Here is a 21,494-nt window from a genome sequence, read left to right as displayed (position 1 = left end):
ACGGCATAATCGGCGCTTAATCCGCTGCACCTTTAATTCTCCCCATCTTTCATGAAGGGTTCACCATGCACGTACTGGTCTGTGAAGACGACGAACTGATCGCCAGCGGCATCGTGGCCGGCCTCGGCGCTCAGGGCTTTACCGTCGAACGCGTGGCCACGGCCGCGGCTGCACGGGCGATGCTCAAGGCGGCCACGTTCGACATCATGGTGCTCGACCTCGGTTTGCCCGACGAAGACGGCCTCAAGCTGCTGCAACAGCAGCGCAGCCAGGGACTGGAGATTCCGGTGCTGATTCTGACGGCGCGCGATTCTGTGACCAACCGTGTCGACGGCCTGCAAGCCGGTGCCGACGATTACCTGCTCAAGCCCTTCGACCTGCGCGAGCTTGCCGCCCGCCTGCAAACCCTGCTGCGGCGGGTGGCGGGGCGCCGGGTCAACCTGATCGAACACGGCCGCCTCGCCTACGACCCCAGCAGCCGCGAAACCTTCCTGGGCGGCGAGCCGGTGGATCTTTCCCGTCGCGAACAAGCGTTGTTGCAGGCCTTGTTGCATAACAAAGGCCGGGTGCTGTCCAGCGAACAGCTCAAGGACAGCGTCTACGGTTTTAACGACGAACTGGAAAGTAACGCCCTCAACGTGCATATCCATCACCTGCGGCGCAAATTGGGCAACGGCATCGTCGAGACCGTACGCGGCCTCGGTTATCGCCTGGGCACGGCCGATGGTGGCGTGGCCGATGATGGAGAACACGCCTCGTGATGAGCCTGCGCCTGCGCCTGACATTCAAGCTGGGCGCTGCATTCGTGTTGATCTGGCTGCTGGCGGCGGCCTGGATGCTCAACGATCTGCGCAACCAGATGATGTTCTCCCTCGACCAGCGTCTGGTGGCGTCGGCGCGCATGGTCGCGGGGCTGACCGAGCAGATGCCGGGCCTGGCCAGTGTGAGCGGCGGTACGCACCTGCGCACCGAGCAACTGAATGTGCCGGGTGGCATGGCCTGCCAGGTCAGCTCCCTGCGTGGGGAAATTCTGGCGCGCAGCCACATGACCCCGGATGAAGGCCTGGAGTCGCGCAAGAGTGGCTTTCGCGATCAAGTCATCGACGGCGTCGGCTGGCGCAGTTTCACCCTGTCCCGGGGGGACTTGTTGATCACCACGGCCGACCGTCAGGTGGAGCGCGAGGCGCTGAACCTGTCGATCCTGCTGGCGGCTTCGGTGCCGGTCGGCGTAGCCTTGCTGGGTTGCCTGTGCCTGCTGTGGCTGGGCATCGGCCAGAGCCTGTTGCCGCTCAACCGCATGCGTGACGCGTTGATGCGCCGCAGCGCCGATTCGCTCGAACCCTTGCAGATTCACCCTCTGCCCAGCGAGCTTAAACCGCTGCTCGACACCCAGAACCAACTGTTGCAACGCATCGCCAAGACCATCGAGCGTGAGCGCCGCCTCACCGGTGATGCCGCGCATGAGCTGCGCAGCCCGCTGACGGCGATCAAGACCCACCTGCAAGTGGCGCGCATGACCGACGGCGCGGCGCGCGACCAGTCCCTGGCCCATGCCGAGGAGGGCGCTGACCGCCTGCATCGCACCCTTGAGCAATTGCTGCTGTTGGCGCGGGTGGAAGGCAGCCTGTCGTTCGATGACGGCCTGCAATCAAGCGCCGAACAGGTCGCACGGCTGGCGATCCAGGATGCCAACGCCGGTGACAACCGGCGTATCGACCTGATCCTGTCGGCCAACCTCACCGATACGCCGGTGGAAATGCCGGTGGCCCTGGCGGTCGCGGCCTTGCGCAACCTGCTGGATAACGCGCTGCGCCATACGCCGGGTGATACCCGGGTGGAGCTGAGTGTGTTCACCACTGCCGACACGGTGGTGTTCCGCGTGCGTGATCATGGCAAGCAGATTTCCAGCGAGGACCTGCAATACCTGACCCAACGCTTTTGGCGCAATGGCAGCAGCGAGGGCTGCGGGCTGGGTCTGGCGATTGTGCAGGCGATCGTGCAGCGCTGCTCCTGCTCGCTGAAATTCGACAGTCAGGCAGATGGCTTGCGGGTCGATCTGGGGATGCCGTTGCGGCGCTGAGCACTTTTCTTCAAGCACCAAATAGTTACCGCCCGCCTGACATTCTTCCCTTCAGGATGGCGGTAATTTTTTTGCGCTTGAGCGGGCTGAATGACTCGGCCTGTACTGAAAAGGACGGTTCTTATGTTGGTGGTCGATAGCAGTTTCCCCGCCAGGGGTTTCAATGAGCGTAACGCTGAGCCCGTGCAGCAGGTGGTTTTGCATTACACCGCGGCGCCTTTTGCTTCATCCCTGCGTACGCTCACACAAGAGGGTGTCAGCGCTCACTACTTGCTGCCCGATCCGGATGACCCTGGCTACCGCGCCACCGGCCATGACGAATTGCGCGTGTTTCGGCTGGTGGACGAGGATAAGCGTGCGTGGCATGCCGGGGTCAGTCATTGGGGTGGGCGGGATGATCTCAATAGCCGGTCGATTGGTGTCGAGATTGTTAATTTGGCGCGGGATGAGGGGGGCGTGTTTACGTTTCCAGCGTATGGCGAAGAACAGGTTGATGTGTTGATTGCGTTGGTTCGCGATGTGCTTGGGCGCTATCCGCAGATTGGGCCTGCCGATGTGCTTGGGCATTCGGATGTTGCCTATTGGCGCAAGAGCGATCCGGGGCCTCGGTTGCCTTGGCGGTGTTTGTTCGAGGCAGGGGTTGGGGCCTGGTTTGATGAGGCGACGCGGGGCATGTACCAGCGGCGGTTTTGTCTTGGGTTGCCGCCGGAGGTTGAGGTGGAGCGGGCGTTTCAGCGGTATGGGTATAAGCCGGCCCAGAATCGCCGGGCGTTTGAGCTGAGGACGCGGGCGTTTCAGATGCACTTTCGGAGTCGGGATTATGGTGGGGTTTTGGATGGGGAGACGTGTGCGATTTTGTATGCGTTGAATGATCGTTATCGGGGGATTTGAGCGCCTTATTTGGGGGGTGGACATATCCGTTGCTGCGGTAACGGCCACTGGCGGTTCCGCTCTTACAGCGGGTCACTTTTGGCAAACGCCCGGAATGCCGGCCCAGCCAAAAGTAACCAAAAGGTCTTTGCCCCACCACTCGGCCCCTCGCCTAGGCTCGGCATGCCTGCGCTCGGCCAGCGTGGTTGACGGGGCCTGTCAGATCAAAAGCAAAAGCACGGCGGCCTGGTAGCCGACCTGAGTGGTAGAAGCAAAAGCACAGCAACACACTTCTATCTAATACACAGAGATCCAAATGTGGGAGCGGGCTTGAACTGGTCAAGTAATCTTGGACACCGATTAAGGTTTACGCCGTCAATCGCTCTTGCGCGACCGGCGACCGGTAGTCGTTGTAGCTGTGAGGTCTGCTGATGTTGTAGCGCGAGACATAGCGCTGCACGTCTGCCCGGGCCTCATGCTCCAGTTTGTAGCCCTTTTCAGGCACCCACTCTGATTTCAAGCTACCAAAGAAACGCTCCATCGGGGCGTTGTCCCAACACTCGCCTTTACGGCTCATACTCTGCCTAAACCCCTGTTTCAGCAGCTCATTTCGGAATTTATGACTGGTGTACTGACAACCTTGGTCAGAATGAAACAACACATCCTGAGGATGGCCGCGTAGCTCCACCGCCATACGTAGCGCTTCGCAGGTCAGGTTGGCATCAGAAATCATCGAGAACGACCAGCCAACGATCCTACGAGCGTACAAATCCAGAACGACGGCGAAGTACAACCATCGCTTGCCGACCTTGATGTAAGTCACGTCGCCACACCACACCTGATTAACCGCCGTCACATCAAATTTCCGCTTGAGCACATGCGGTGCCACCAAGGCCTCTACACCCGGCGACTTGTATTTATGACGCCTGCGCTGACGACTGGCGATGCCTGCTTCGCGCATCAGACTGCGAACCATGTACCGACCGACACGATGCCCTCTAGCTTGCAGCTCTTTGGCCAAAGTACGTGCGCCCGCCGATTCTCTCGACGCCTTGTGATGCCTGACCAGCGCGGCTTTGAGTTTCTCTCGCTCAGGATTTTCTTTTCCTTGGCGCTGGCGCCAGGCGTAAAAGCTACTGCGGTTGACCCCGAACGCGCGGCAACACCTTCTAACGCCGTACTGCTCGTCCAGCTCCTCGATCAGCGTGAATGATCTTTGGCGTCCAAAAGCAGGAGAGCACTGGCCTTTTTTAGGATTTCAATGTCCAGGTCTTTCTCCCTGAGCAGAGCTTTGAGCCTCTGGATTTCTCGTTGATCAGCGGTAATCGCCTTGGCCCCCACCGGAGTAGAACCCAAGCGTTCTTTTTGCACTTGATCGACCCAGCGACGCAGGGCCGTAGGGCCAATATCCAGGCTGGCACAGACCTCGGTAACAGGCTGACCTTCATCCAGCACCATGCTGGCGGCCTTGAGCTTGAACTCACTCGAATAAGATTTACGCATAGCCAAACACCTCAGATTTGAGCGCCATCATAGCGCCCGATTGAAGTGTCCAAAATCATTAGGCCAGTTCAGCTTGCCCGCGAATGCGGTGTGTCAGCTACACATGAGTTGACTGACCCACCACCTTCGCAAGCAAGCCCGCTCCCACAAGTCGACCGAGTACAGACCGCCACCACCGCACTGCTTTGCTTTTCTGTGGGAGCTGGCTTGCCTGCGATGCAGACACCTCGGTCCATCAGGTACACCGGGTTGATGCCATCGCAGGCAAGCCAGCTCCCACCTTTGATTGAGTCCCAGCTTCCAGAATCAGGCCGCCTTGCTTTCGCTTTTGATCTAACCACTAGGCCTAGGTAAGGGCGAAACCCCTGCCCGCCATCACCAAAAAACCGGATATTCCCCACCTCAAAAAACCATAACAAGCCTAAATCCCCCACCGCCTGGTGCGTCTCCAGAACATGAAATCCGCGCGCGCGCGGATCGCCAGTTTGGTCACCCCACCCGCGTATTGAGGGATCGAGAGATGTCAGTCGCTACCAGCCGTATCGAAGACGCCCCGGTGCACGCCAGCCCGGCGTGCGCAGAAACACTCTACCAATTCGAAGAAACCCCGATACTGGCCCGCCAACGCCAGCAGGAGTCCAACGCCCGCAGCTACCCTCGGCGTATCCCCCTGGCGCTCAAGCGCGCCAAGGGCATCTATGTGGAAGACGTTGAAGGCCGTCGTTTCATCGACTGCCTGGCCGGCGCTGGCACCCTGGCGTTGGGCCACAACCACCCGGTGGTGATCGAAGCCATTCAGCAGGTTCTGAGCGACGAACTGCCGCTGCACACCCTCGACCTGACCACTCCGGTGAAAGACCAGTTCGTGCAGGACCTGTTCGGCCTGCTGCCGACCGAACTGGCACGTGAAGCGAAAATTCAGTTCTGCGGCCCCACCGGCACCGATGCCGTCGAAGCCGCACTGAAGCTGGTGCGCACCGCCACCGGGCGCAGCACCGTGTTGTCTTTCCAGGGCGGTTATCACGGCATGAGCCAAGGTGCGCTGAGCCTGATGGGCAGCCTGGGGCCGAAAAAGCCCTTGGGCGCTTTGCTCGGCAATGGCGTGCAATTTCTGCCTTACCCTTACGACTACCGTTGCCCCTTCGGCCTGGGCGGCACCGAAGGCGTGCGGGTCAACCTGCATTACCTGGAAAACCTGCTCAATGACCCGGAAGCCGGCGTGTTGTTGCCGGCGGCAGTGATTGTCGAAGTGGTGCAGGGCGAGGGCGGTGTGATCCCGGCCGATCTCGACTGGCTGCGCGGCCTGCGCCGCATCACCGAGCAAGCCGGTGTGGCGCTGATCGTCGATGAGATCCAGAGCGGCTTCGGGCGCACCGGCAAGATGTTTGCCTTCGAGCACGCCGGCATCATCCCGGATGTGGTGGTGATGTCCAAAGCCATCGGCGGCAGCTTGCCGCTGGCGGTGGTGGTGTATCGCGACTGGCTCGACACTTGGTTGCCGGGCGCACATGCCGGAACATTCCGTGGCAACCAGATGGCGATGGCGGCGGGCTCGGCGGTGATGCGCTACCTAAAGCAACACGACCTGGCCGGCCACGCCGCCGCCATGGGCGAACGCCTTGGCGAGCACCTGCGCATTCTGCAGCGCGACTTCCCGCAGTTGGGGGATATTCGGGGACGTGGGCTGATGCTCGGCGTGGAACTGGTCGACCCGAGCGGCGCCGTCGATATCCAGGGCCATCCGCCTGTGCATCGCCAACTGGCGCCGCTGGTGCAGCGTGAATGCCTCAAGCGTGGGCTGATTCTGGAGCTGGGCGGCCGGCACGGCAGTGTGGTGCGCTTCCTGCCGCCGCTGGTGATCACCGCCGCCGAAATCGACCGCGTTGCCGAGATCTTCGGCCGCGCCCTGGCGGCAGCGGTCGCCAACCTCTAATTTTTCGCACGCTTGGTACGTTTCTACAGATATCAGCGCTGCGCGTGGTGCGCAGCCAGTTCTATGAGCGATGGAGAACAGCAATGACCTCAGTATTTGACCGCGACGACATCCTGTTTCAGGTAGTGGTCAACCACGAAGAGCAGTATTCCATCTGGCCCGACTACAAGGCCGTGCCGGAAGGCTGGCGCACCGTGGGCAAGAGCGGCATGAAAAAAGAGTGCCTGGCTTACATCGAGGAAGTCTGGACCGACATGCGCCCGCTGAGCCTGCGCCAGAAGATGGATGGCGCTGCGCTGGCGGGCTGACACGCTGCAATCCAATGTGGGAGCGGGCTTGCTCGCGAATGCGGTGTATCAGCTAGCCCATTCAGTGACTGGCGTACCGCATTCGCGAGCAAGCCCGCTCCCACATACAGCCTTACTGCGGCGTATGGGTGTACAGATAATCCGTCGCCAACGAAGCCAGCGTCCGCACGCCCACCACCAGCGCCGACTCATCCACAAAGAAGCCCGGATTATGATTCGGCGCCGCTTTGCTCATGTCCTGATCCCTTGGCGTCACCCCCAGAAACACAAACAGCCCCGGCGCTTGCTTGGCATAGAACGAAAAGTCCTCCGCGCCGCCCACCAATGGGGCCTGCACCACATCATCCTTGGCCGCCCAGCGCAGGCTTGGCAGCATGCTCTCGGTCAGCGCCGGGTTATTGATGGTCGGGTCGTACTTCTCGATGATCGTGACTTCGGCCTTGGCGCCGCCACTCTCGGCGATTTTCTCTACCGTCTGGCGCACGTCGGCGTGCAGCTTCTGACGAATGCCGTAGTCGTAGGAGCGAATGGTGCCGCTCATGTCCACCGACTCGGGAATGATGTTGTAGCGCGTGCCGCCGTTGATGGTGCCAATGCTCACCACCGATGGAAATGACGAGATGTCGGTGCGACGGCTGACCACGGTTTGCAGGCCGACAATGGTCTGCGCGCCGACGGTGATCGGGTCGATGCCGTCCCAAGGGCGGCCGGCGTGGGTCTGTTTGCCAAGGATCTTGATGCGCAGGTCATCGGAGCTGGCCAGGGTCGGGCCCGGGCGGTAGGCGATTTGCCCGGCAGGCACGCCGGCCCACACATGCAGGCCGAATACCGCGTCGGGCTTGGGCGCTTGCATCACGCCTTCCTGCACCATCATCTTCGCGCCCCAGGTGTTTTTGCCATCGGGGATAAAGTCGCTTGGGCCTTCTTCGGCCGGCTGGAAGTAAAACACCACGGTGCCGGGCAGCCGGTCGCGCATGCCGGTGAGAATCTTCGCCGTGCTCAGCAGGATCGCGGTGTGGGCGTCGTGGCCGCAGGCGTGCATCACGTCGACTTCCTTGCCCAGGTAGGTGCCCTTGGCTTTGGAGGCGAAGGGCAGGTCGGCGACTTCCTTGACCGGCAGCGCGTCCATGTCCGCGCGCAGGGCCACGGTTGGGCCGGGCAGGGCGCCCTTCAAGATCGCGACGACGCCGGTACGCGCCACGCCGGTTGTTACCTCAAGGCCCAACGCGCGCAGTTGCTTGGCGACCAGCTCGGCGGTGCGCGTTTCGGTGTTGCCCAGTTCGGGGTGGGCGTGGATATCGCGGCGGGTTTCCAGTAACGCCGGTTCAAGGATTTTTGCCTGCGCGGCGATTTCCTCCCGGGCGCTCTCCTGGCCGCTGCTGGCGGCAATCACTGCACTGCTGGCTAGCCCGCAGAGCATTCCGAAAACCCATGGGTGTGTCAGACCGTTCAAACGCATAAGTACCTCTCCCTCTTTATTGTTGTGGTTCTTTCTCCTGCACGGTGCCGGCAGTGACCACCTGCACACTCAAGCGCGGCGTCGCCAGGTCGAGCCCGGCTTCATCCAGCTGACGCTTGAGCGCCAGGTTGAACGCCCGCGACACTTCCCACTGCTTGATCGGCGCGGTCTTGAACCGCGCCCGCAGGATCGCACTGCCGGACTCAAAGCTTTCCACGCCCTGAATCTCCAGCGGCGACCAGATGTTGCGGCGTTGCAGTGGGTCGTTGCGCATTTTCTGGCCGACGTCGCGCATCAACTTGATCGCGTCGTCGATTTCCATGTTGTAGGGGATCGCCACGCGGAAGATCGCGTAGCCAAATTCCCGCGAGTAGTTTTTGATGCTCTTGATTTCGCTGAACGGAATGGTGTGCACGATGCCGTCGATGTCGCGCAGGCGCACGGTGCGGATGGTCAGGCCTTCGACGGTGCCAAGGTGGCCGCCGACATCCACGTAGTCGTCGATGGCCAGCGAGTCTTCGATGATGATGAACAGGCCGGTGATCAAGTCCGCCACCAGCGACTGTGCACCAAAACCGATGGCAATACCGATCACACCGGCACCGGCCAGCAGCGGCGTAACGTTCATGCCCATGTTCGCCAGCGCCACGATGGCGGCGATGATGAAAATGGTCACAAACAGCACGTTGCGGATCAACGGCATCATCGTCTGCGCACGCGCGTTCGCGAGGCCTTTGCGCGAGCGGGTCAGGGCGTGGTGGATGGCGGTGTCGCTGAGGATCCAGATCAGCCAGGCAAACAACAGCGTGCCGCCAAGGCCAAACAGCTTGACGCTGATTTCATGGCCGTCGCCTTCGGTAAAGCGAATCATCGACAGGCCCCATACACGCAGGCCGAGTTCGATAAACACCAGCCACACCACTAAGTGAGCCAGGGTATACACGAAGCTTTTCAGGCGATCGGAGTACAGCGCGTGGCGCTTGTGCCCGCGTTGTGGCTTGAGCGCATGGCGGCGCACCAGGCCGTTGATGACCATGCACAACACCAGCAACACCGTGCACAACAATGACTGGCGCAAGGCGGTGCTGGTGTCGCCGGCGGACAGGAAGGTGGCGAACAGTGAAATGCCCACCAGCAACAATGCCGGCAAGTACCAGAAGGTGCCGATGATCGACAGGGTATCGGTGAGGGCACGGCGCGTAAGGCGCCGCGACAGCGGCTGGTTGCGGATCAGGTGCGCGATCGGCCGGCGAAAACGCAGGATAAACACGCCGGTGGACAGCGCCGCCATCACATTGGCGACCGTCGCCGCCGTGTGGGCCAGATGCTGGCCCAGGGCCGTTACCAGCCGTGGGTCGCTCAGGGCTTCGCCAAAGGCGGCGAAACTGCCGATCCACCACAATGGACGGAAGGCCTGGTGACGCAGGATATACAGCGCCCGGTGGCGGTGCGGGCCGTCGAGTACGGAGAAGGCAATCACGCAGATCGCCGAGAAACAGGTGCCGACCACCAGCGCGTAAGCCAGCACCATCGCCAGGGATTTACCCAGGGACGAAGGCAGGGCGTAGCTCAGGTAAACGGTGATCACCAAGGCGATCAGCCACGGCCCCAACTTGCGCAGGGCGAAGCGCAGCATGTCCCAGGTGCGCGGGTGTTGCGGCAGTTCTTCGGGCAGGCCGAAACGTTCGCGTAGACGGTGGCTGAGCCAGATCAGCGCGGCGGCCAGCAGGCTCCACACGGCCAGGATCACGGCAAAACCGAAGATGATCGGCAGCCATTCACTGGCGGGCAGCATCAGGGCGCCCAGTTCATCCTTGGCCAGTTCGACCTCGTTGGACCAGCGTTGCACCGGGCTGTCGGCGCCGGAGAACTGCTGTTCGAGGTCGGACAGCGTGCTGCCGATCAACCCGAGCACGCCTTGTTCAGCGGCGGGTTGGGCTTTTTGCGTGGCTTCGCGCAGTTTCTTCAGGTCGCTCAACAGCTGGGTGCGCTGCTGGTCGTTTTCGAGGGTCTTGATCACCTCGTCCAGCGACTGCCCCAGCGGCACATCGGCCTGGGGTTGAGTCTTGTTGGCGCTGCCGAGCAGGCCGGGCAAGCTCACGGCTTGGGCAGGCGCTATCGGCAGCAACATCAGCAGGGCAATCAGGCAGTAGCAGGGCAGAGCAAAAAGACGCGAGAGCACGAGGCGGTCAACCTTGAAAACGACGAATTGACCGAGTGTACGAGGCCGTTATGCCCAATGCGAGTGCATTTGTCATTCCGCCAGTTTGGCGAGGATCTTGTAAACCACGGTGCCGAGGATCAGCAGCATGCCAATCCACATGCCAAACACGCCGACCGGCTTGTCGCGAAAGTTGAAGCCGACGGCCAGCAGGATCATGCCGATGAGGATCGGGATGAGCATGGCGTGGAAGGAGGACATGGAGATCATGGGGCGACGGCCTTGTCGGAGTGGGAATACTGACAAGTCTAGGTCGGATTATGGAAAGTGCAGATGATGCAGATCATGTGTACCCACAACTGAATGTGGGAGGGGGCTTGCCCCCGAATATGCGGTGTCAGTGACTGAATCTGCCCACTGATGGACCGCCTTCGCGGGCAAGCCCGCTCCCACATTTGACTGTATTTACAGGTCAAGTGGGGGCGCGGGTTGCCTGCCTTGGTCGCGCCCCGACATCAGGGCAGATCGCGGCTCGCATAGAACGCACCGAGCACCTTCACCAAATGCGCCAGGTCATGGCTGCCACACAGCTCACGGATCGAGTGCATGGCAAACGTCGGCAGGCCGATGTCCACCGTGCGCACGCCCAGGTGGCTGGCGGTGATCGGGCCGATGGTCGAGCCGCAGCCCATGTCGCTGCGCACCACGAAGCTCTGCACCGGTACTTCCTGGGCCATGCACAGGTGGCGGAAGAAGCCGGCGGTTTCGCTGTTGGTGGCGTAGCGCTGGTTGCTGTTGACCTTTATCACCGGGCCCGCGTTGAGTTTCGGGCCGTGGTTGGCGTCGTGTTTCTCGGCGTAGTTGGGGTGCACGCCGTGAGCATTGTCCGCCGACACCAAGAGTGACTTCTGAATGGTGCGTACGAATTCATCACCCTCAGGCAACAGGCGGCGCAATGTCTGTTCCAGCATCGGGCCATCGGCACCGCACGCCGAGCAGGAGCCGACTTCTTCATGGTCGTTGCACACCAGCACACAGGTTTCGTCGGTTTCGCTGGTGAGCAAGGCTTGCAGGCCGGCGTAGCACGACAGCAGGTTGTCCAGGCGCGCACCGGCGATGAAGTCACCATTGAGGCCAATCACCGCGGCGCTTTGGGTGTCGTAGAAGCTCAACTCGTAGTCGAGCACCACGTCGGCGTTCAAACCATGTTCACGCGCCAGTTGCTCGGTGAGCACGGCGCGAAAGTCCACGCGTTCGTCACCGGCAAATTGCGCGAGGATCGGCGGCAGCTCGGTCTGCGCATTGATCGCCCAGCCCTGGTTGGCTTCACGGTTCAGGTGAATGGCCAGGTTGGGGATGATCGCGATGGGCAGCTTGAAGTCGATCAGTTGGCTTTCGACTTTGCCGTCACGGCGGAAGGTCACGCGGCCGGCCAGCGACAGGTCGCGGTCGAACCACGGCGCCAGCAGCGCGCCGCCGTAGACTTCCACGCCCAGCTGCCAGAAGCCCTGGCGTTGCAGCTCCGGCTGGGGCTTGACGCGCAGGCACGGGCTGTCGGTGTGGGCGCCGACCAGGCGAATCCCGCCTTGCAGCGGCGAGTGGCGAACGAGCTTGAAGGCGATGATCGACGAATCGTTACGGGTCACGTAGTAACGACCGTTGGCCTCGGTGGTCCAGGTTTCGCGCTCGTCGAGACGCTGATAACCGGCCGCTTCCAGGCGCTGGGCGAGGGCGGCAGTGGCATGAAAAGGAGTAGGGGAGGCCTTGAGGAAGTCGATCAGGCCTTGATTCAACGCTTCGCGCATAAATAGCTCCAGACAGCAATGCGCGGAGTTTACCGTATTGGCTCCACATTTGAAGTGAAGCTACCTGCTTGAGCACAACTCAAAACGACTGTGGGAGCTGGCTTGCCTGCGATAGCGATGTGTCAGCCATGTATTTGGCACAGACAGATCGCTATCGCAGGCAAGCCAGCTCCCACATTTGACTGTGTTCGCACCTTAAAAAGGCGCAGGGCACTCGAAGCGCAGCCGCTCGCCGCTTTGCGGGTGGGTGAAGCTCAGCATGCTCGCGTGCAGGCACAGGCGTGGCCAGGCGGCCAGGGCTTGTTCGTGGGCGTACAGGCCGTCACCCAACAGTGGATGCCCGATCGACAGCATGTGCACGCGCAACTGATGCGAACGCCCGGTGATCGGCGTCAGCTCGACGCGGCACCAGTCGCCGCAACGCTCCAATACCTTCCAGAAGGTCAGCGCGTGTTTGCCGAACTCGTGGTCGACCACATGGCGTGGCTTGGTCGGCGGGTCGTAGCGCAGGGGCAGGTCGATGCTGCCGCTGTCCAGTGCCGGCTGGCCCCACGCCAGGGCGGTGTAGGCTTTTTCGGTTTCGCGGTCGTGAAACTGGCGCGACAGCTCGCGGTGGCTATCGGCGTCGCGTGCAAGCAGGATGATCCCTGAGGTTTCCCAGTCCAGGCGATGGACTATGCGGGCTTCGGGGTAGCCGTTTTCCTGCAGGCGGGTGATCAGGCAGTCCTTGTTGTCATCGGCGCGGCCGGGCACCGAGAGCAGCAGGGTCGGCTTGTTCACCACCAGGACAGCGTCGTCCTGGTGCAGGATATGGATAGTGGACAGCGGCATTAAACAGCCTCGTAACAAACGCCAACGGCGGCTCGCCCACCCGGTTCCCCAACAGGGATCAAGGTGACCGAGCCGCCGTGGCGGCCGCCTTTTCGATTAACGATCAGGCAGGGTGATATTGAGTTCCAGAATCGAGCAGCTGCCGTCGTTTTCCAGGGCGACATGCACGTCATCGTTGCCGATATTGACGTACTTGCGGATCACCTCGACCAGTTCCTTCTGCAAGGCTGGCAGGTAGTCCGGGGTGCTGCGTTGGCCGCGTTCGTGCGCCACGATGATCTGTAGACGCTCTTTCGCTACCGACGCGGTACTTGGCTTTTTGTTGGCGCGAAAGAAGTCGAGAAATTTCATTGTTTAGTTGCCTCCAAAGATACGCTCGAAGAATCCCTTCTTCTTAACATCGAGGAAGCGATGTTCCACGGTCTTGCCCAGCAAGCGATCAACGGCATCGCTGTACGCCTGGCCGGCGTCGCTCTGGTCGTCAAGAATCACTGGTACGCCCTGGTTGGAAGCCTTCAGGACGGCCTGGGATTCCGGGATCACGCCCAGCAGGGTCACTGCGAGGATCTCCTTCACGTCTTCAACGCCAAGCATTTCGCCGTTGCTGACGCGCTCAGGGTTGTAGCGGGTGAGCAGCAAGTGCTCCTTGATCGGGTCCTGGCCTTCTTCGGCGCGCTTGGACTTGCTGGCCAACAGGCCCAGCATGCGGTCCGAGTCACGTACCGAGGAGACTTCCGGGTTGGTCACCACGATGGCTTCATCGGCGAAGTACATTGCCAGGTGAGCACCGGTTTCGATACCGGCCGGCGAGTCACACACCACGTATTCGAAGGTTTCTTTCAGCTCGGCGAGGACTTTGCCTACGCCTTCTTTGGTCAGCGCGTCTTTGTCGCGGGTCTGGCTGGCGGCCAGTACGTACAGGTTCTCAAGGCGCTTGTCCTTGATCAGGGCCTGTTGCAGGTTGGCTTCGCCGTTCACCACGTTGACGAAGTCGTACACCACGCGGCGTTCGCAGCCCATGATCAGGTCGAGGTTACGCAAACCGACGTCGAAGTCGACGATGACTGTCTTGTGGCCGCGCAAAGCGAGGCCGGTACCGATAGCGGCGCTGGTGGTGGTCTTACCCACACCACCCTTGCCGGATGTAACCACGAGAATCTTGGCCAAGGTGTTTCACCCCTAAGGAAAAAGGACTTTTCAGCCCCTGAAAAACATCTCTTGGAACTCGCTGCAGGCGGACAGCCTTTGTAGGAAAAGATGTGGTTTCCCAAGGGGAAACGCCAACTTCGAATAATCCTACGCAAATCTTGCCGGTTTCGCTGTGCTATCAGAGTCTAGAGATGCTTGGAAAATGCGGCAGTATCCGTTAAAGACGGATGATGTTCAACACATCGCCCGACAGGCTGACTTGTACCCCGGCCCCCCACAGCGGATCACGGCGCAAATCTTCTGAAACCTTGTACTGGCCTGCGATGGACACTAGCTCAGCGGTCAACTGCTGGCAAAAAATACGGGCCTTGGTATCACCCTTGATGCCGGCGAGGGCACGTCCGCGCATCGGGCCGTATACATGGATGTTGCCATCGGCAAGAAGTTCCGCACCCGGACTGACGGGAGCGATCACCACCAGGTCGCCGCCCTGGGCGTAAATCTGCTGCCCGCCGCGTACGGGGGAGGTGATGATCTTTGTAGGCTTGACGGTGGGCTCCGGCGGTTTCTCCGGTTTTTTCTTTACTTCACCTTCGCTCGGGTCCAGCGGTCGCTCGCGGGCACCCGACGGTGGCAGTACTGGCAGTTCAATAGCGATTGCCGCAGCGATGTCTTCAATACGGCTGGCGCGAATCGCCAGGGTGCGCAAACCATGCGAGCGGCAAACGCGCATCAGCCCGGGCAAATCAATCGCGCCCTGGCCGGCCGGGAGTTTGTCCAGGGCCAACACCAGCGGGGCATTGTTGAAGAAGTTCGGCGCCAGGGCGACCTTGGCGGCCAGTTGGCGGTCCAGGGCATCGAGGTCATTGCGGGCCAGTTCCAGCACGGTGATGGCGAGCATGCTGCCTTTCAGCTGGAACACGGGATCTTGGTCTAGCGGTTCGGTTTGGCTCATGGTCGGCAAAAGCGGCTTGTCACGAAAAGTGTCGAGACTTATAACGAGAACATCCACGGGCCGCAAGCCGAGTCGAACGTTGTAGAATGCGCGGCCCTGTCTTTACCGGAATCTGTAATGGATCGCCCGCGTTTTCGAGCTGTATTTTTTCACCCGCGTTTTTGGCTGCTATGGCTGGGACTCGGCCTGCTGTGGCTGATCACACAGTTGCCATACCGTGCGTTGTTGACCATTGGTCGTTTATTAGGCGCGGGCATGTACCGCGTGGCTGGCGAGCGCCGCCGCATCGCCGCGCGCAACCTGGAACTGTGCTTCCCGGAAAAATCCGCCAAAGCGCGCAAGAAGCTGCTCAAGGAAAATTTCGCTTCCACCGGCATCGCGTTTTTCGAGATGGCCATGAGCTGGTGGTGGTCGCGTCAACGCCTGGCACGCCTGGCCCATGTCGAAGGGCTGGAGCACCTCAAGCAGGCGCAGCTCGATGGCAAGGGTGTGATTCTTATGGCCCTGCACTTCACCACGTTGGAAATCGGCGCGGCGCTGCTCGGCCAGAAACACACCATCGATGGCATGTACCGCGAGCACGGCAACCCGCTGTTCGACTTCGTTCAGCGCCGTGGCCGCGAGCGGCATAACCTCGATTCCCTGGCGGTAGAGCGCGAAGACGTGCGCGGCATGCTCAAGTTGCTGCGCGCCGGCCGCGCCATCTGGTACGCACCGGACCAGGACTACGGCGCCAAGCAAAGTATCTTTGTGCCGCTGTTCGGCATTCAGGCCGCCACCGTCACCGCCACCAGCAAATTTGCCCGCCTGGGCAAGGCGCTGGTGGTGCCGTTCACCCAGGAACGCCTGGCCGATGGCAGTGGTTACCGCCTGGTGATCCACCCGCCGTTGACCGACTTCCCGGGCGAAACCGATGAGATCGACTGCCTGCGCATCAACCAGTGGGTCGAGGCGTCGGTTCGCGAATGCCCGGAGCAATACCTGTGGACCCATCGGCGTTTCAAGAGCCGGCCACCGGGTGAGCCCAAGCTGTACGAAAAACGCCGTCGATAACGCTTTCTGCCCCACATGGAGTGATGCAATGCGCCCAACTGAACCGGTCACAGGCTTGATTCTTTCCGGCGGCGGGGCGCGAGCGGCGTATCAGGTGGGGGTCTTGGCAGCGATTGCCGAATTGCTGCCGCCAGGGGCGCCCAACCCCTTTCCGGTGATCGTCGGTACGTCAGCAGGGGCGATCAATGCGGTGAGTCTTGCCAGCGGCGCGACTGATTTCACTGCTGCCATCGAGCGCCTCACGGCGTTCTGGCAGGGCTTTCGCAGCCATCGGGTGCTGCGCAGCGACTGGCCTGGCGTTATCCGCCAGGCCAGTCGTTTCTTGATCCACAGCTTGCTCGGCCTGGGGGCTCAGGTGCCGGTCGCGTTGCTCGACAGTACACCGTTGCGCGCATTGCTCAACGACAAGCTGCACCTGGACGGCATCGATGCGGCCATTCGTAACAACCACCTGCACGCGGTCGCGGTCACCGCTTTCGGCTATGAGTCCGGGCAGGCAGTGACGTTTTATCAGGGCGGCGGCACTATCGATGCGTGGCTGCGCCATCGGCGTATCGGCATGCCCACCCAACTCACGGTTGAACACTTGCTGGCCAGTTCGGCGATCCCCTTGCTGTTTGCTCCGGTCAAACTTGGCCAGGAGTATTTCGGCGATGGCGCGGTGCGCCAATCCGCGCCGATCAGCCCGGCCTTGCACCTGGGCGCCAGTCGGGTGCTGGTGGTGGGCGTGAGTGGCAATCCGCGCGGCAATGAGCCTTCCACACAACGCACCTACACCGGCCAGGAACCCACCCTGGCGCAGATTGGTGGGCACATGCTCAACAGCACGTTCATTGACAGCCTGGAGAGCGATATCGAATTGCTCGAGCGTCTGAACCAGTTCAGCCACGTGTTGCCGGCGGATGCGGCGATCCAGGGCCTGGCACCTGTGGAGGTGTTGGTGATCGCGCCGAGCCAGCCGATTGATGAAATCGCCGCGCGGCATCGCCAGGAGTTGCCCGCAGCGTTGCGCCTGTTTTTGCGCGGGCCGGGCGCGACCAAAACCAGCGGGGCAGGGGTGCTGAGTTACTTGCTGTTCGAGGCGGGGTATTGCAGCGAGTTGATTGAGTTGGGCAGGAAGGATGCGTTGGCCAAGCGCGAGGAATTGTCCAGATTCCTTGGGCTGAACACGATCTGAATGTGGGAGCTGGCTTGCCTGCGATAACGGTGTGTCAGCCAGCACAGGTGGCATAGACAGAGTGCAATCGCAGGCAAGCCAGCTCCCACAGGGGATTGGCGTTGCTCAATCAGAAGTGGTACTTGACCAGGAAGCTCGCCGTGTCCTGGTTGGTCTTGAACGCGCCGGAATCTTCAATCCCGTACTTGTTCTTCCAGTAGTCGTATTCAAAACCCACATACAACTGCTTCTCGCCCCAGTGCAGCGCCTTGCCCAGGTCATATTTAACCTGCGGGTTGAAGTGCAGGTTGGCGTGGTAAGTGCCACGGGCGTTCTTGTCGTTGTCCACGACCCAGTCCATGAAGCCGTCGATCAACACGTTGGAGTTGCCCACGGGGATGGTGTAAGACCAGACCGGGGTGATTTGCCATACGCCGTCACCCGGCCGATTGCCTTCGGTCTGGCGCTGATAGAAGTTCAGCTGGAAGTAGTCGAAACCCGGGATGTTCAAGTCAAAACCCGGGCCCAACAGGTACGACTCGTTATCGCCTTCGCCGAACTCGTAAGTGAAGGCCAGCAATACATCTTTGATCGGGCCGAATGACAAGTCTTTGTCGAAAATCTTGCCGAACGACAAACGCGGGCTGAACTCGCCGTAGTAGGTACTTGGGCCGACGTTGCCGTCTTCCTTGCCGTTGTAAAAGATGCGGTCGACGAAAAAGAAGTTGTCGCCGTACTTCCAGGCATCGGCATGTTCAAACGTGACGGTCTGCTGAATCTGCGGGTTGACGGTGAAGTTCTTGCCCCATAGATACGTCAGGCTGTTGTTTTGCCACTGCAACAGATCGCCCGCGACGGCTTGGCCACCGGCCAGCAGGGATCCTGCCAGCATCAGGCCTTTCAACATAGGTTTCATTCGGTTGCTCCCGAGTCAAAGTTTTATGGTTGTTTTTCTACGCAGGCGCTCTGGTGTGGCGCCTTTGGGTTCGCTGAAAAAATCGTCTGTATGGTCAGCTTTAATGCTTTTAGCAAGAGCTGCGCCAAGGTGTTCAAAAAGCCAAAAAATCCCCGTCGGCTGCACAAACTGCAGTCGAATTCAGGGGGCTTTTGCGCACTTTGGCAGCCACTGCGGGGCCGGGATAAGTTGGCCCTGCAGTCAGCTTTTACATTCGCTGTTTTTTTTTGAGTCGATTCGAGCGGGCGCGGAGAATACTGGCTCCCAGGCCTTGGCTCAAGTGCGCTGTTAGAGAGCGCGAGGGGCAAGAATAGGGCGCGGCGGGTGGCCGGCCCTGGGTGGATGGCGTGCATGTGCGTGTTTCCTGTTGTTTATTATTTTTGTTGTTTTTAAAAACAGGTGGAATCAATGCGTGTGGGCGACAACGGGGCGTTCAGCACCTCCCAGAATGTTGAACAGTACATTCAGCGACAACGCGCTGAGGGTGGCCATGGCAATTCCGCTGTGGGTAATCGGGCTCATCCATAAGGGCAATTGCGCGAAGAACTCCGGACGCACCACCGGGATCAGGCCCATGCCGATGCTCACCGCCACCAGCAACTGGTTACGCCGGTCGGCGATATCGGCTTCCTGCAGGATCTTGATCCCGGTCGCCGCGACCATGCCGAACATGGCAATTGCCGCGCCGCCGAGTACCGCCGGTGGAATCGAGGCCACCAGAAAGGCGGCTTTGGGCAACAGGCTGAGCACAATCAAAAACGCGCCGGCCATGATCGTTACCGAGCGGCAACGCACCCCCGTCATCTGCACCAGGCCAATGTTCTGCGCGAACGAGGAATGGGTAAACGTATTGAAGAAGCCGGCAAAAAACGATGCGCCGGCATCACACAGCAGGCCACGGCGCAGCATCTTTGGGGAGACGTCCTGGCCGGTGATTTTGCCCAGGGCGAGGAACATGCCGGTGGACTCGACGAAGATGATGACCACCACCAGGCACATCGACAGGATCGGCGCCAACTCGAACCTGGGCATGCCGAAATGCAGTGGCGTCACCACCTGCACCCACGGCGCCTGCGCCAGGCCGCTGAGGTCAACCATGCCGAGCATGCCGCACAGGCCATAGCCGAGCGCCATGCCGATCAGCACCGAGATGTTCACCCAGAAGCCACGCATAAAGCGGTTGATCAGCAGGATGGTGCCCAGTACCAGCGCGGCAATCGCCAGGTAGACCGGCGAGCCGAACGTGGCGGCGGCGCTGCCTCCACCGGCCCAGTTCACGGCCACCGGAAACAGCGACAGGCCGATGGCGGTGATCACGGTGCCGGTCACCAACGGCGGGAAAAAACGCACCACCTTGGACATGAACGGCGCGATCAGCAGGCCGAAGAACCCGGCGGCGATGGTTGCGCCGAAGATCCCCTGCAAGCCGATACCGGGCATGCCGGCCATCGCCACCATGCTGCCGACGGCGGCAAAACTGGCGCCCATCATCACCGGCATGCGGATGCCCACCGGGCCGATGCCGAACGACTGCACCATGGTGGCGATACCGGCTACCAGCAGGTCGGCGTTGATCAGAAAGGCGATTTCTTCACGGCTCAAACCGGCGGCTTGGCCAATGATCAGGGGCACGGCGACGGCGCCGCCGTACATCAGCAAGACGTGTTGCAGGCCTACCAGAATCAGTTGCAAGAGGGGCAGCCGCACCATGGCGGGCGCGGCAGGAGTCTGCGGTTCTAACTGGGACATGCAACACCTCGAATCTTTTTATTTTTGTGTTGTTTGGCATTCAATTGCCGGGTGGAACTCGATCTTCAAAACGACGCCGATCCCAATTGTGAGAGCTGGCTTGCCTGCGATGGCGGTGGGTCATCCCACCCTTTCGGTGCCTGATACACCGCTATCGCAGGCAAGCCAGCTCCCACATGGGTTCTGTATGAATCAGTTAATTGGTGCGGGCTCCTTGGTTGATCCAGGTGCCGATCAGGTCGCGCTCCTGCTGAGTCATCTGGGTGATGTTACCCAGCGGCATGATCTGGCTGGCCACGGCCTGCGCCTGAATGCGCGGGGCCAATTGCTGGATCTGCTGCGGCGTATCAAACATCACGCCCGCCGGCGCGGTACTGAACAGGGGGCTGGTCGGCTTGGCCGAATGGCACACGGCGCAGCGTTCCTGAATCACCCCATGCACCTTGTCAAAATCAATCGATGCCTGCGCCGGTGCTGCTTCGGCGGGGGCCGGTGCGGGTGCCGCTGGCGCAGCCGGTTTGAGCCCGCCACCCAGTGCCGTTTCCGGCAGCGGCTGGTACTCGATGGCAGCCGGAGCCTTGGCCACATCTGGAGCCGTCGACACCGGTTTTGGACCGGTCACGTACGCCAGGCAAATCATCGCCAGTGCGCCAACCGGCAAGGTCCACGCGTACTTCTGGCTGTTATGACGGGTGTTGAAGTAGTGCCGTACCAACACGGCTGCCACCGCAATACCGGCCAGGATCAGCCAGTTGTATTGGCTGCCGTAGGTGCTCGGGAAGTGGTTGCTGATCATGATGAACAGCACCGGCAGGGTGAAGTAGTTGTTGTGCCGTGAGCGCAGCAAGCCTTTGGCGGGCAGCGCCGGGTCCGGCGTGCGGTTCTCGGCAATGGCCGCTACCAGTGCACGCTGGGCGGGCATGATGATGCGGAACACGTTGCCGACCATGATAGTGCCGATCACCGCACCCACGTGCAGGTAGGCACCACGCCCGCTGAACACTTTGCTGAAACCGTACGCGGCAGCAATCAACAGCACGAACAGGATCAAACCGAGCAGGGCAGGGCGTTTGCCCAGGGCCGAGTCGCAGAGGAAGGAGTAGATGAACCAGCCGACGAACAGTGAGCCGATGCCCAGCAGTACGCCTTCGGGGCCACTGAGACTGCTGCCCGGGGCCAGCAGGTACAAGGTCGGGTTGGCGTAGAACACCACGCACAGCAGCGCGATGCCGGACATCCAGGTGAAATAGGCTTCCCATTTGAACCAGTGCAGGTTGTCCGGCATGGTCGGCGGGGCCAGTTTGTATTTTTCCAGGTGGTAGATACCGCCACCGTGGATCGCCCACAAGTCACCGGCGAGGCCGTCCTTGGGGTTGACGCGATTGAGGTTGTTTTCCAGCCAGACGAAGTAGAACGAAGCGCCGATCCAGGCGACGCCGGTGATCATGTGAACCCAGCGCACGCTCAGGTTCAGCCATTCCATCAAATGTGCTTCCACAGTCTTTACCTCTCGCCTGTCACTCTGTT

General features: G+C 60.9%; 20 protein-coding genes. 7 read left to right on the top strand and 13 right to left on the bottom strand.

All coding sequences use genetic code 11. From position 1 onward, the window contains the following. The first annotated feature begins 65 nt into the window (after positions 1–65). From ABWL43_RS20475 to ABWL43_RS20465, 3 genes are all read left to right on the top strand, one after another. The gene (locus ABWL43_RS20475; protein ID WP_106576501.1) at positions 66–761 is read left to right on the top strand and encodes a response regulator transcription factor; all 696 of its coding nucleotides are present in this window, start codon (positions 66–68) and stop codon (positions 759–761) included. Beyond that, positions 761–2,080: an ATP-binding protein gene (locus tag ABWL43_RS20470; RefSeq protein ID WP_242195561.1), complete on the top strand. Its 1,320-nt coding sequence runs from the start codon at positions 761–763 to the stop codon at positions 2,078–2,080. Before ABWL43_RS20475 ends, ABWL43_RS20470 begins: the two co-directional genes overlap by 1 nt. Positions 2,081–2,203: 123 nt before the next feature. Next, complete coding sequence (locus tag ABWL43_RS20465) at positions 2,204–2,971, top strand: N-acetylmuramoyl-L-alanine amidase (protein WP_404483978.1); 768 nt, start codon at positions 2,204–2,206, stop codon at positions 2,969–2,971. 346 nt (positions 2,972–3,317) lie between these two features. Here the strand turns inward: ABWL43_RS20465 and ABWL43_RS20460 are convergent, their stop codons facing one another. Both ABWL43_RS20460 and ABWL43_RS20455 read right to left on the bottom strand, forming a co-directional pair. Then, positions 3,318–4,142: an IS3 family transposase gene (locus ABWL43_RS20460; RefSeq protein ID WP_404488431.1), complete on the bottom strand. Its 825-nt coding sequence runs from the start codon at positions 4,140–4,142 to the stop codon at positions 3,318–3,320. An 8-nt stretch (positions 4,143–4,150) separates the two neighbouring features. Further along, positions 4,151–4,453, bottom strand: coding sequence for a transposase (locus ABWL43_RS20455; protein ID WP_014717988.1), 303 nt, complete (start codon positions 4,451–4,453; stop codon positions 4,151–4,153). A gap of 520 nt (positions 4,454–4,973) precedes the next feature. Between ABWL43_RS20455 and ABWL43_RS20450 the strand changes: the two genes are divergently transcribed. Then, entirely contained in the window at positions 4,974–6,386 is a 1,413-nt protein-coding gene (locus ABWL43_RS20450) for an aspartate aminotransferase family protein (RefSeq protein ID WP_404483975.1), read from the top strand. Positions 6,387–6,469: 83 nt separating this feature from the next. After that, positions 6,470–6,694, top strand: coding sequence for an MbtH family protein (locus tag ABWL43_RS20445; RefSeq protein ID WP_028617283.1), 225 nt, complete (start codon positions 6,470–6,472; stop codon positions 6,692–6,694). Between the two features lie 112 nt (positions 6,695–6,806). On the opposite strand, the gene ABWL43_RS20440 is transcribed toward ABWL43_RS20445, so the two are convergent. The 8 genes from ABWL43_RS20440 to minC form a co-directional block, all read right to left on the bottom strand. After that, positions 6,807–8,153, bottom strand: a complete 1,347-nt coding sequence (locus ABWL43_RS20440; protein ID WP_404483972.1) for an amidohydrolase — start codon at positions 8,151–8,153, stop codon at positions 6,807–6,809. A gap of 16 nt (positions 8,154–8,169) precedes the next feature. Then, positions 8,170–10,335, bottom strand: coding sequence for a mechanosensitive ion channel family protein (locus ABWL43_RS20435; RefSeq protein WP_145158801.1), 2,166 nt, complete (start codon positions 10,333–10,335; stop codon positions 8,170–8,172). A 72-nt stretch (positions 10,336–10,407) separates the two neighbouring features. Then, complete coding sequence (locus tag ABWL43_RS20430; RefSeq protein ID WP_178119653.1) at positions 10,408–10,584, bottom strand: hypothetical protein; 177 nt, start codon at positions 10,582–10,584, stop codon at positions 10,408–10,410. A 245-nt stretch (positions 10,585–10,829) separates the two neighbouring features. Beyond that, entirely contained in the window at positions 10,830–12,119 is a 1,290-nt protein-coding gene (locus tag ABWL43_RS20425; protein ID WP_404483969.1) for a M18 family aminopeptidase, read from the bottom strand. A 195-nt stretch (positions 12,120–12,314) separates the two neighbouring features. Further along, positions 12,315–12,950: an RluA family pseudouridine synthase gene (locus ABWL43_RS20420; RefSeq protein WP_106576508.1), complete on the bottom strand. Its 636-nt coding sequence runs from the start codon at positions 12,948–12,950 to the stop codon at positions 12,315–12,317. A 96-nt stretch (positions 12,951–13,046) separates the two neighbouring features. Then, a complete protein-coding gene (minE, locus tag ABWL43_RS20415; RefSeq protein WP_003175252.1) occupies positions 13,047–13,301 on the bottom strand; it encodes a cell division topological specificity factor MinE in 255 nt (84 codons plus the stop codon). Between the two features lie 3 nt (positions 13,302–13,304). Further along, a complete protein-coding gene (minD, locus tag ABWL43_RS20410) occupies positions 13,305–14,117 on the bottom strand; it encodes a septum site-determining protein MinD (RefSeq protein WP_003175251.1) in 813 nt (270 codons plus the stop codon). A 199-nt stretch (positions 14,118–14,316) separates the two neighbouring features. Further along, a complete protein-coding gene (gene minC / locus ABWL43_RS20405) occupies positions 14,317–15,054 on the bottom strand; it encodes a septum site-determining protein MinC (protein ID WP_106576509.1) in 738 nt (245 codons plus the stop codon). A gap of 117 nt (positions 15,055–15,171) precedes the next feature. Between minC and ABWL43_RS20400 the strand changes: the two genes are divergently transcribed. Continuing rightward, positions 15,172–16,107 carry a lipid A biosynthesis lauroyl acyltransferase gene (locus ABWL43_RS20400; RefSeq protein WP_145158797.1) on the top strand — a complete coding sequence of 312 codons (936 nt, stop codon included), beginning with the start codon at positions 15,172–15,174 and terminating at the stop codon, positions 16,105–16,107. Between the two features lie 28 nt (positions 16,108–16,135). Beyond that, positions 16,136–17,284, top strand: a complete 1,149-nt coding sequence (locus ABWL43_RS20395) for a patatin-like phospholipase family protein (protein WP_404483964.1) — start codon at positions 16,136–16,138, stop codon at positions 17,282–17,284. Positions 17,285–17,393: 109 nt separating this feature from the next. On the opposite strand, the gene ABWL43_RS20390 is transcribed toward ABWL43_RS20395, so the two are convergent. The 3 genes from ABWL43_RS20390 to ABWL43_RS20380 all read right to left on the bottom strand — a co-directional run bounded on the left by ABWL43_RS20390 (position 17,394) and on the right by ABWL43_RS20380 (position 21,465). After that, positions 17,394–18,179, bottom strand: coding sequence for an outer membrane protein OmpK (locus ABWL43_RS20390; RefSeq protein ID WP_262207082.1), 786 nt, complete (start codon positions 18,177–18,179; stop codon positions 17,394–17,396). A 444-nt stretch (positions 18,180–18,623) separates the two neighbouring features. After that, positions 18,624–19,967 (bottom strand): nucleobase:cation symporter-2 family protein, encoded by a 1,344-nt coding sequence (locus ABWL43_RS20385; RefSeq protein ID WP_145158791.1) that lies wholly within the window; start codon positions 19,965–19,967, stop codon positions 18,624–18,626. A gap of 196 nt (positions 19,968–20,163) precedes the next feature. Continuing rightward, the gene (locus ABWL43_RS20380) at positions 20,164–21,465 is read right to left on the bottom strand and encodes a urate hydroxylase PuuD (protein WP_262207079.1); all 1,302 of its coding nucleotides are present in this window, start codon (positions 21,463–21,465) and stop codon (positions 20,164–20,166) included. Between the last annotated feature and the right edge of the window lie 29 nt (positions 21,466–21,494).

It is taken from the genome of Pseudomonas sp. HT11 (genome assembly GCF_044875395.1).
In the GTDB taxonomy this organism is placed as follows: domain Bacteria; phylum Pseudomonadota; class Gammaproteobacteria; order Pseudomonadales; family Pseudomonadaceae; genus Aquipseudomonas.
This window is presented reverse-complemented; position numbering and strand designations above follow the sequence as displayed.